At 62.2% G+C, this 1,468-nt stretch carries 1 protein-coding gene; it reads left to right on the top strand.

The features are described from left to right. On the top strand, positions 1–1,399 hold a 1,399-nt coding region (locus BGN95_RS07265), incomplete at its 5' end, for a TonB-dependent receptor domain-containing protein (RefSeq protein WP_286772116.1). Positions 1,400–1,468 lie beyond the last annotated feature (69 nt).

Consider the following 1,468-nt stretch of genomic DNA (forward strand, 5'->3'; position numbering starts at 1 on the left):
GGCCACGGCGTTCAACCCCTTCGGCACCGCGGCCAACAACAACCCGGCCACGCTCGCCAAGATCAACAACGACACCGGTCAGTGGAACTGGGGCCAACAAGGCCTGCAGGAACTGCAGTTCAAGGCCGACGGTCCGCTGATGGAACTGCCGGGCGGCACGCTCCGGATGGCGACGGGCGTTTCGTTCCGCGCTACCCAGGCCAACGCCCTGCAACTCGCGGGTTCGCGTAACCCGAACGCCGGCTACAACGCCGTCGTCCGTGACGACCACCCGCGTCAGCAAGTCTCGGCCGCCTTCTTCGAAGTGAACGCTCCGCTGGTCGGCTCGGGCAACGCCATGCCGCTGGTCCAGGAACTGACGCTGTCGGTTTCGGGTCGCTACGACTACTACGACAAGTACGAGGGCACCTTTAACCCGAAGTACGGCATCGTTTACTCGCCGATCCAGGGCCTGCGCTTCAACGCGTCGTATGGCACCAACTTCAACGCCCCGAACGTCGGCCTGCTGACCGGCCTGTTCGGCCAGCCGGGTTACAACGCCAACCCGAACCTGCCGATCGGCTACGGCCCCTACAAGGGCACGACGCTCACCAACATCAACCAGTACACCCTCTCGGGCCAAGGCGGTAACCTGCTGACGCCGGAAGAAGCCAAGACCAAGTCGTTCGGCGTCTCCTGGACCCCGGACTTCCTGCCGGGCCTGCGCGCCGGCGTGAACTGGTACTACATCGATTACTCGAACCTGTTCTTCAAGGTTACGGGTAGCGACCTGATCACCAACCCGGCCTTCGCCGGCCTGGCTGAGTTCTTCCCGACGCAAGAACGGATGAACGAAATCCTGCGCCTGTATCCGCCGTCGAACGCCATCCTGGTGCCGAACTTCGAGTACGTTCCGCACACGGAAGCCGTGAACCTCGGCACGCGGATCTACGAAGGCCTGGACTACGACATCAGCTATCGCTTCAGCACCGACAACTGGGGTCAATTCCAGGTCGGCGTCACGGCGAACCAGCAGCTGCAGTACAAGCAGAAGGTTCTGCCGACCCAGCCGTTCGAAGACCGCTTCAACACCACCGACGTCGTCGAGTGGAAGGCGCGCTTCAACGCCGGCTGGATCTACGAGAACCTGACCGCCAACGTCTTCTACAACTACACCGGCGAGTACACGAACCAGGCTTCGGTCGTGGTCCCGAACCAGAAGGTGGACGCGTTCAAGACCGTCGACCTCTCGGTGGCCTACGAGCTGAAGAACCTGCTGAAGGGCGTGACCCTGCAAGGACAGGTGAGCAACCTGTTCGACAAGGACCCGCCGTTCTTCGACAACGCCAACGGTTACAACGCGAGCTGGGCTTCGCCCTATCCGCGTAGCTACACCCTGACCCTGCGCGGTAAGTTCTAAGCCAGGGATAGACTTCGCAGACGTTTACCCCTTTTTCCGCGTCTGCATGACTAGGGCCGCCCTGTGCCG

The organism is Sphingomonas sp. 66-10 (assembly GCF_001897045.1).
In the GTDB taxonomy this organism is placed as follows: Bacteria; Pseudomonadota; Alphaproteobacteria; order Sphingomonadales; family Sphingomonadaceae; genus Sphingomonas; species Sphingomonas lycopersici.